Origin of the sequence: Oscillatoria salina IIICB1, assembly GCF_020144665.1 — a bacterium.
Classification (GTDB): domain Bacteria; phylum Cyanobacteriota; class Cyanobacteriia; order Cyanobacteriales; family SIO1D9; genus IIICB1.
This window is the reverse complement of record NZ_JAAHBQ010000045.1, coordinates 44,507-53,870: the sequence shown is the minus strand read 5'-3', so window position 1 is coordinate 53,870 and position 9,364 is coordinate 44,507. Positions and strand designations below refer to the sequence as shown.

Genomic DNA, 9,364 nt, shown 5'->3' with positions numbered 1-9,364 from the left:
GCTTCTGTATCTCCCTTTTCCTTATCATCTCATCGCTTTCAAGAGCGGATAAGCGCCTCTGCTTCCCGCTCACAAAGCTAAAATGTGAAGCAGAGGCGATCGCCCCAAAAAGCTCAAAAATGAGAGTCTAGATGAATAACCCGATTTTGATTCATGTCATGAAATTTTCGGTCTTGAACAAGCCCTCAAGATAATTGAATGGTATCGCTGGTGTTAGCGTATTGAGCAACTTTTCGCCACGCTCAAACAGTACTGGGCTATTTTTATTGATTATCGAGGTATTCTCAAGAGGGGTTGGGGTAAAGGTGACTTTAGTTATTGCGGGATCTTGTTCTGGGGTTGGTAAAACGACGGTGACTTTGGCTTTACTGGCTTTTTTGTCCGATCGTGGTTTTCCGGTGCAAGCTTTTAAGGTGGGTCCTGATTATATCGATCCTATGTTTCATACGGCAATTACTAAGCGCCCTTGTCGTAATTTAGATCCGGTTTTGACGAGTGAAGCTTATGTGCAGCAGTGTTTTGCTCGTCATAGTTCGGATGTGGATTATGCTTTGGTTGAGGGTGTGATGGGTTTGTTTGATGGGATTAGTTGGGGTGAAGTGGGTGATTTTGCTTCGACGGCTCATATTGCTAGGTTACTCGATTTACCTGTTTTGTTGGTGTTGGATTGTAGTAAGTTGTCGGGATCGATCGCTGCGATCGCGCATGGTTTCCGTACTTTCGATCCTAGAGTTAAAATTGCTGGTGTGGTGTTAAATCAAGTTGGCAGCGATCGGCATTTACAATTACTCAAAAATGCCCTAGAACCACTACATTTACCTATTTTGGGCGTTTTTTATCGCGAACAGTGTATTCGCATCCCTGACAGGCATTTGGGCTTAGTTCCAGCCGCCGAAATTCCGGGGATGCAGCGATTATTTGACCAATTAAACTCACTTGCTGAAGAGCATTTTGACTGGGAGCGATTGCTGCCATTATTAAAAGCAACACCGCTAACTCCAACTCCTCCCTTGTTAAGCGGGGTTGGGGGGAAGCCAAAAAAAGATAAAATCAAAATTGCGGTGGCAGGCGATCGGGCTTTCAACTTCTACTATCAAGATAACCTCGACATCCTCATCGCCCTCGGAGCAGAATTAATTTTTTGGAGTCCCTTAGCCGATACCAAACTACCACCAGGAATACAAGGATTATACTTTGGCGGCGGTTTTCCTGAAGTATTCGCCTCAGAATTAGCTAACAACAAAAACGCACGTCACGCAGTCAAAAAAGCCATTGCAGCCGGAATTACCACCTACGCAGAATGCGGTGGCTTAATGTACTTATGCGAGCAAATTATTGACTTCGACGGTCAAGCCTGGGACATGGTAGGAATCTTACCAAACAAAGCAGTAATGAGTAAAAAACTAACCCTCGGCTACCGTCAAGCCACTGCCTTAGAAAACACATTTTTATTTCCCGCCGGAACCCAAATTACAGGACACGAATTTCATCGCTCGCGGCTAAAAATTACAACCCAAAAGCCACTCTTTAAAGTTACCACATATCACCCCCAAACACCAGCAATTCTCGAAGGATTTACCCAAAAAAATCTCCACGCATCCTACCTACATTTACACTTCGGCACCCACCAACAAATCCCCCAACAATTCCTAATCAATTGTCACAATTCGACCCTTATTGAAACTCAAAAAAATTAGCCCGCGAAGGGGACCTAATTCGTGTAGCCGCCCGTTTACGGGTTCGGCAAATAAAATTTGCTTCAATACTGACAATTAATTTTCGTAAAAAAAATGTCATGCTGAATGGAGCGTTAGCGAAATGAAGCATCTCTAGACTACGTTTTAACTTCTACGGAGATTCTTCGCTTTAAAAGAATGACAGGTTAAACTGGGTCATAATCACAAGTTATAATTTGGGTTAACAGTCTTGATTGTCATGCTGAGATGATTTTTACTTTACTGTTGTCTTATAGTGAGAATTTTTTTTCGACCATAAGTTAACTATAACTCAACTAGACAGCACTACTTCCGTTAACTAGCCCATCGGCTGAAATTTATACTTCTAAGATAATCTCAATCTTTTTATTCACTCATGAAACTCGAAGATTACTTTGAATTTCTTGCGCCTGATGACATTAGACTCAAAGGTACAAGAGTCGGCATTGAAACTATTTTATATGATTACATTTATCATGCACGCACGCCGGAAGAAATTGCTCAAACCTATCCTACTATCACTTTAGAACAAGTTTATGCGACAATTCTTTATTACCACCACGAAAAAAGCAAAGTCAGTCAATACATAGCTGACTGGTTGGAGTGGAGTCACAAAATGCGAGAAGAACAACGTAAAAATCCTCCTCCTGGAATTAAGCGATTAATGGATATTAAAGCTGCCCAAAAGAAACAACAAACTCATGAGTCTTCAATATCTTAGACCAAATTTAATTAATTATCCAGCAAGAAAGATGATTTTTGTCCAGCAAAAAAAATGATTTTATCTAGCAAGTTAAGATGATTTTTGTCCAGCAAAAAAGATGCTTTTATCTAGCAATAAAGATGATTTTTATCCAGCAAAAAAGATGATTTTTATCTAGCTTTTTATCTAGCAATAAAGATGCTCGCACTACAGTATTTAATGATGATTAATTATCGGGCTTTTCCCAGAAAAACTGAAAAGCCAAAACGCAACCACAAGCGGTTTAAGCCTTACTATAATTACCAGCTTGTAGTTGCGCTTCGTAAGCATTAATCTTACTATTCAATTCCCGAATCCTGCGAGAAAGAGCGCGAGTAATATTAACAGCAATTTCTGGAGTTTCTTCGATCGCGTCCTGTAATTGTAGCTGGTTGAGTGTCAAACAGTCGCATTTGTCAAGGGTAGTTACGGATGCGGAGCGAGGTTGCGCGTCAAACAACGACATTTCGCCAAAAAAGGTTCCCTTCTCTAATTGTGCCAGTTCGCGATCGCCCAAATGAACCTTTACTCGTCCGGAAACGACGATGTAGAGCGATCGCCCTTCTTCTCCTTCCTCAAAAATTGTATGATCGACAGGAAATGCTACCTCGTCCATTGCGGAAGCGAGTTGTACTAAAAATTCGTCTCGCAATTCCTGAAAAATTGAGACACGTCTGATAAATAATAAGCGCTCGAAGCTACTTAACATTTTGGTTTATTTCTCTGTCGTTACTCATCACAAGACAAAAAACTCGGACACTTTAAATTGTATGGGGAAGCTCAGACTCTAACTCAGTTTGTAAGCGTTCAACTTGAGCGCTAACTAAAGGATCGGGATCGTTTCTTAGCACAGCCAGCAACTCCAAACAAGTGCGGGGACTCGCTTCTCGCAAATAAGCCAAAACTGCTTCTCTAACGAAACCCGTCGGATGACGCAAACAAGCTAAAGTAGCTTCCCTAGTTAAACTCCAGTGTGCCTGACGTGCTAAATAAAAACAACAAGCCAAACACCAGTCGGAAATAAAATGACGAAACTCTAACAAGCGACGCAAGCGATCGCTGGCTGACATCGGCTGATAGGGAACTATTTGCGATAATGCTACCAGTTTGTCGCTCGTTTTCGGACGGTCGAGAACTTCCAGAAAAACCCGTTTTTGCGGGATGTCAAGAGTATTATCTAATATTTCCAAACCCAAAGCGATATTTGCCTGTGAATCTGAGTTTAAATTAAAAATTGCTGCTTGAATAGCCCCAAATGGATACAGTAGCTTCATCAGTAAGAAACAACGCTCGAAGATATCAGCTTGCATACCTTCTAAGGCACTTTTGAGCAAATCGACTTCGATCCCGGATAATTGTTCTAAGTTCAGATCCAACATAGCTGCTAAAATTTGACCGAGCAAGAGCAGTTCTTGGTCAACCATCGTTTCGACACCGCTACGTCCGATTTGCTCGTTCACGGCTTCAATACCTGCCTCTTCGGGCATTTTTAGGAGAATACGCAAGAGATTGCGGCGCGTGGTTCCCCAGCTACTCAGTAATTGTTGAACGAGTGCTTCTTTGGCTTCGGGAGTATTAATCGCCGCGATCGTTTTTCCTGCTTGTAAACTGGCGAAATTGTCTTCGCGGGGATCTTGTAACAATTCTATTAAAAGTGGTAACGCTTCGTTACCTAATTCCTGCAAAGCGTTTTTTGCTGCCTCGCGAGTAGTTTTGTAGTAAAGTCCTTTAATTAAGGAAGGGTAATATTCTTCTAAACGCTTAACAGCAATAACTTCCAGTAAAGCGCAACGCACTCGCGCGGAATCATCTTGTAATAATTTAGGGACATAAAGCCGAACCAAAGTAGCGATCGCCGAATTAGAATAGCGATCGCTACTTTTTTCCGGGTAATTCGCCAGCTTACCCAAGTCTTCTAACTTATCTTTTTCTTGCAAAGCTCCCGTAGCGATCGCGCGTTCTCGTTCTCGTTTTGATTTCAGCATTTTTTCGAGAACTTTTGTTGCTTCTACTTGTTCGCTTCTACTTCCCCTTGCTAACATTAAACCTGCCGCCGTTCCCCGTAGCATTGGATCGACGCGATCGCTTAAATAAGGTTTCAAATTGCGCGTATCTAACTCAGGTTGCGACAACCAAACATAACGCAATGCTAAAGATAATACTTCTAAACTTGGCTTGCTTGCAATCAATCTTTGGACATAAGGCAAATAAGTTGAATTCGGATACTTCAACATTGCCTTTAAACTTTGTCGTTGCAATGCTGGAGAAAAATTCACTAATAAGGGAGCCAAAACTTCCCCCGATCCTGCGGGATCGATTTGTTCTAATAATTGAATACAAGAACGTTTATCTGCTTCCGCTTCTCGTTCTTCTAATGCTTCTAAAACTGCTCGTTTAAAAGCCTTCAAATCCACATTTAAAGCTTTTAAACGTCCTTGAGCAGCACTTTGCACGAGCAAGCTTAAATAACTGGAACGCAGTAGCCAAGCACTAGCTGCCCAAATCGAAGAAAACAGCACGATCGCGGAAATAAATACCCCACTTTGAATTTGTCGCTGAGTCTCTTCTACTTCTTCGGGAAATCCCCAATGAATAAGCGCAATTGTCGCTAAAATTCCTAAACCTGTAAGTCCCGCCGCCAAAGGTTCAGCAACTCCTTGGACAAATGCTTGAATTGAGCCGCGACTATGTTCGGGAATCGGTTGAAATAAAGCTGGTTCAATCCCAGCAATTAACGTATAGCGTAACAATTCATCGATAAATTTTAAAATTATTACACCAACAAACAAAATTTCCGCATCTTGAAACGTAAAAGTCCCGAACCTGGTATCAAAAATTAACGTAACTAAGCCTAAAATCGATAAAGATACAGGTAAAAACATCGCGGCAACAAACACACCCAGACGTTCTACTGCTCGACTAGAAACAAATAACTGCGTTGCCAGTTCGCAAAGTCCCAAAATACCAGAAAATAAGCCCAAAAATCCAGCTATTTCCCCTGTATCTAAATTAACTTCCAGTTGACCGAAATACTCAAATTCAACCAACAGAAACAGAACTTCACCTAAAACAAAGAAAGCAAAGAGGGGAATAATATATTTTTTTAAAGGACTGGAAGTGCTACGAGTTCCCTTACTTTCCTGTAGCTCTTCTAAGTCTCGCACTGGAGAATCAGGAAACGCGTGTTTGTAGCGTTTCGTGAGATAAAAAAGCGTTACAGATCCCACAATTATCATTACCGTAGCCGCAATCAAAACGTTTTTCAAACCAATTGTCAGCAACAACAAAGGTAAAGAAAAACCGGAAATTACATCGGCAATTAGTAAACCACTAGAAATTAGTGGGTAAGTGCGTTTAATTTCCCGAATATTAAACAGTTGATTTGCAGCAACTTGCGAATTAAGGTCATTGAGAACATCCGTAGCATCCATCCACAGCCGCAAAATAAATACGGTGACGAGGGACACGATCCCGTATTCAATTGATAAGCCAAAACGAAATAAACTTAGAGGCAATGCCATCAAAACAGCGATCGCCACTAATACTGTTTGCATTGGCAAAAAACTTTGCAGCCAAGAATATAAAAATCCTAGCCCCGACCCCATCAAAGCACTGGTAATGTAAATTATCGGCAGCCATTTCGTCCCAAATCCGTCGGGATAGGGAGCCAAAAATAAAGCTACCGCAGTTTGTTCTAGCCACAGCAGCCCTATTGAGGTCGCAGTATAAAAAGCGAACATTAAAAATGTTCGTTCGCCTTCCTCTGGTCGGAGATTCACCCATCGCAGGAGTCTCTGTCCCCAGTCACTCCTACTTCTTCCGCGTGTTTGCAGTTTCATTTTTTTGTCAATTGTCAGTTGTCAGTCGTCAGTTGTCAGTAGAAAAGCAGAGCCAACTGACCGAAATCAGAACGAAGCACCCGTGCCGCCGTATAGACGCACCTTGGCTTGTCTCTACAAAGCTCCTACAAAGAGATTGTGGCACAAGTGCTTCGCCAAGCGACCACTGACGGGCGATCATTTTTTCGGAGAAAGCAGCATCATCATGTTACGACCTTCTCTTTTGGGGGCTTGCTGCACTTCTGCTAGCTCCTGCAAATCAGTTGCCATCCGTTTAAGCAATTCTTCAGCTAAATCGGTGTGTTGAATTTCTCGACCTCGGAAAGTAATTGTTGCTTTCACCTTGTCTCCGGATTTGAGAAAGCGTTCGGCTTGAGAGACACGCACGTTATAGTCATGGTCTTCAATTTTGTAACGCATCTTCACTTCTTTGACGTCAGCGTTGTGCTGCTTTTTCTTGGCTTCTCGTTCTTTTTTCTCCTTTTCGTATTTGTATTTGCCATAATCCATGATTTTGCAAACCGGAGGATCGGCAGTTTCGCTGACTAAGACTAGATCTAGTTCTTTTTCTTCAGCAAGCCGCACTCCTTCTTCAGGAGAAATAATCCCAATCTGCGAGCCATCAGTATCGATAACTCGTACTTTGGGAAAGCGGATTCTGTCATTAATTTGGGGTAAGTCCCGATAGCGTTTTCTATCTCTCACAGGCTTATATTTCGCGGTGACTGGTAAACTAATTGAAAATAAAACTGTGTTTACTTGTCATTCTACTGAGTTTGACAAATTTCTGTACATATTGTTAACTTAACTTTCGATTTGAGGAAGATTGATGTAGTTTAGCAAACTTTTACCTTCGTGTTTACGCTACTGAGGTTAGATTCGGTCTTGATAAAATAAAGGCAGTAGCAACTTTTTTTAGTTAGAGGCTTTCTGTGACTGGGTTTGGACATTGGCAGCAACGTATTGGTTCTCAGCGAGATTGGGTTTGGCGAGGTTGGCAGACTCGCTATACTTATTTGCGGGCAGATTTAGACAATCCGCACTCAAGTACGCCCTTAATTCTTTTACACGGTTTTGGTACTTCTATCGAACACTGGCGGAAAAATTTTCCCGACTTAAGTCGCCAACACACGGTTTATGCTTTAGATTTATTAGGTTTCGGGGCATCGCAAAAAGTTCCCGTAGAGTATAATAGCCAACTTTGGCTCGAACAAGTTTATGATTTTTGGCGAACTTTTATTCAACAACCAGTGGTACTTGTGGGTAACTCGATTGGTTCGCTGATTTGTCTAGTGGCGGCGGCGACTTATCCAGAAATGGTTAAAGGCGTGGTTTTACTGAGTCTTCCGGATGTTACTCTTCGTCAAGAGACGATTCCTAAGCCTTTACAGCCTCTGGTTATGGGAATTGAGAGAACTGTAGCCTCGCCACCAGTGCTAAAACTTTTGTTTCGGTTGCTGCGAACTCGTCGGGTGATTCGTCGATGGGCAGCGATCGCTTATGCTAATTCTACGGCGATCGATCCGGAATTAGTAGAAATTCTGGCGACTCCGGCTCAAGATCGAGGTGCTTCGAGGACTTTTGCTGCTTTGTTTCGAGCCATTAGCAGTCCGAATTTTGCCCCGCCAGTTAAGGTATTATTACCTCATCTCTCGATTCCCATTCTCTTAATTTGGGGTCGTCAAGACCGCATGGTTCCTTCTAGTTTGGCTCATCAGTTTGCAACACTCAATTCTCAAGTTCAGTTAGTTGAACTGGATAATGTCGGTCATTGTCCTCACGATGAATGTCCCGAACAGTTTAATCAGATTTTACTTGCTTGGTTACAGGCTCAGTTTCCGGTAACGAGGGAAACTGAACCTGATTTGGTGGTAACTACTACTCCCGATTTTTAACCAACTTGGACTTGGGATGTGTCCACAGCTTGACAACCATTTACACCTTTGGCTGTAGAAACCATTTTGTCAAGTGTTGCTTGGTCAGATACTTCGCCTTTTAGCACTACAGTAGTGCCAGTTTGAGCTACCCAGAGTCTTTCTTCGTCATCCAAGTCAGGATCTTCGTCAAAAGCTAACACTACTCGTTTTGCTAGCCCGCTTTGGTCATATTCACCACTTAGTCCTACTCGTTCGGGAGGAATATCGTCTTTTTCGGGTGTGGGGCTAACTGAGGCATTTTGCACTACTGTAGCTCCAGAACCTGCTTCTTCAGCTTCTTTACTTCCTGGTTTGACTAAGTTAAAAATTCTTTTTAACCAACCCATAACTGTGTTTATCCTAATTTCTTGAATGGACTTTTCTATTATGGGGGTTGAATCCGGGAAGGTATCTATATCCCTAAGAAGATTTTCAGTTTTTCTTGATAAATGTTTATATCTCCATAAATAATTTGGCGAGATCGATGGCTAGCGATATCATAGTAAGTTACATCTACAAATAGTTTGTCTTTTTATAAGTTTTACTAATTGATACCATGAAACACACTATTTCTGTTTTAGTTGAAGATGAAGCTGGCGTTTTGACTCGAATTGCTGGGTTGTTTGCGCGTCGTGGCTTTAATATTGAAAGTTTGGCTGTTGGTCCGGCTGAACAAATGGAGATCTCTCGGATTACTATGGTCGTGAATGGAGACGATCGCACGATCGAACAGTTGATTAAACAACTTTACAAGTTAATCAATGTTCTTAAAGTACAGGATGTGACTACTATTCCCTGTGTGGAACGTGAGTTAATGCTGATTAAGGTTAATGCTACTACTTCTAACCGCGCAGAAGTTATTGAGTTGGTTCATGTTTTTCGCGCTCGTGTGGTTGATATTTCTGAAGATACACTTACTGTTGAAGTGGTCGGCGATCCCGGTAAAATGGTGGCAATTATCCAAATGCTTAATAAGTTCGGTATTCGCGAAATTGCTCGTACTGGTAAAATTGCTCTGGTTCGCGAGTCGGGTGTTAATACTGAGTATCTTAAGTCTCTGGAAGCTAAAGTTTAAATAGTTAGCTTTCTTGACAAAAAAACATTTTTCTGGTAAAAAAATTTCTATGGAAAAAGAAACAGCGATCGCTTGTG

At 41.9% G+C, this 9,364-nt stretch carries 8 protein-coding genes; 4 read left to right on the top strand and 4 right to left on the bottom strand.

What is annotated here, in order from left to right:
• Positions 1 to 305: 305 nt before the first annotated feature.
• Positions 306 to 1,697: a cobyrinate a,c-diamide synthase gene (locus G3T18_RS14745; protein ID WP_224411325.1), complete on the top strand. Its 1,392-nt coding sequence runs from the start codon at positions 306 to 308 to the stop codon at positions 1,695 to 1,697.
• 394 nt (positions 1,698 to 2,091) lie between these two features.
• Entirely contained in the window at positions 2,092 to 2,436 is a 345-nt protein-coding gene (locus G3T18_RS14740; protein ID WP_224411324.1) for a DUF433 domain-containing protein, read from the top strand.
• 265 nt (positions 2,437 to 2,701) lie between these two features.
• Here the strand turns inward: G3T18_RS14740 and G3T18_RS14735 are convergent, their stop codons facing one another.
• From G3T18_RS14735 to infC, 3 genes are all read right to left on the bottom strand, one after another.
• Positions 2,702 to 3,166, bottom strand: coding sequence for a Crp/Fnr family transcriptional regulator (locus tag G3T18_RS14735; RefSeq protein WP_224411323.1), 465 nt, complete (start codon positions 3,164 to 3,166; stop codon positions 2,702 to 2,704).
• A gap of 52 nt (positions 3,167 to 3,218) precedes the next feature.
• Entirely contained in the window at positions 3,219 to 6,296 is a 3,078-nt protein-coding gene (locus tag G3T18_RS14730; protein WP_224411322.1) for an MFS transporter, read from the bottom strand.
• A gap of 177 nt (positions 6,297 to 6,473) precedes the next feature.
• The gene (gene infC / locus G3T18_RS14725) at positions 6,474 to 7,034 is read right to left on the bottom strand and encodes a translation initiation factor IF-3 (RefSeq protein ID WP_224411328.1); all 561 of its coding nucleotides are present in this window, start codon (positions 7,032 to 7,034) and stop codon (positions 6,474 to 6,476) included.
• A 194-nt stretch (positions 7,035 to 7,228) separates the two neighbouring features.
• Here infC and G3T18_RS14720 point away from each other — a divergent pair, with 194 nt between their 5' ends.
• A complete protein-coding gene (locus G3T18_RS14720; protein WP_224411321.1) occupies positions 7,229 to 8,191 on the top strand; it encodes an alpha/beta fold hydrolase in 963 nt (320 codons plus the stop codon).
• Here the strand turns inward: G3T18_RS14720 and G3T18_RS14715 are convergent.
• A complete protein-coding gene (locus tag G3T18_RS14715) occupies positions 8,188 to 8,559 on the bottom strand; it encodes a phospholipid-binding protein (protein WP_224411320.1) in 372 nt (123 codons plus the stop codon). The genes G3T18_RS14720 and G3T18_RS14715 overlap by 4 nt on opposite strands.
• A 209-nt stretch (positions 8,560 to 8,768) precedes the next feature.
• Between G3T18_RS14715 and ilvN the strand changes: the two genes are divergently transcribed.
• The gene (ilvN, locus tag G3T18_RS14710; protein ID WP_224411319.1) at positions 8,769 to 9,287 is read left to right on the top strand and encodes an acetolactate synthase small subunit; all 519 of its coding nucleotides are present in this window, start codon (positions 8,769 to 8,771) and stop codon (positions 9,285 to 9,287) included.
• Positions 9,288 to 9,364: the final 77 nt, after the last annotated feature.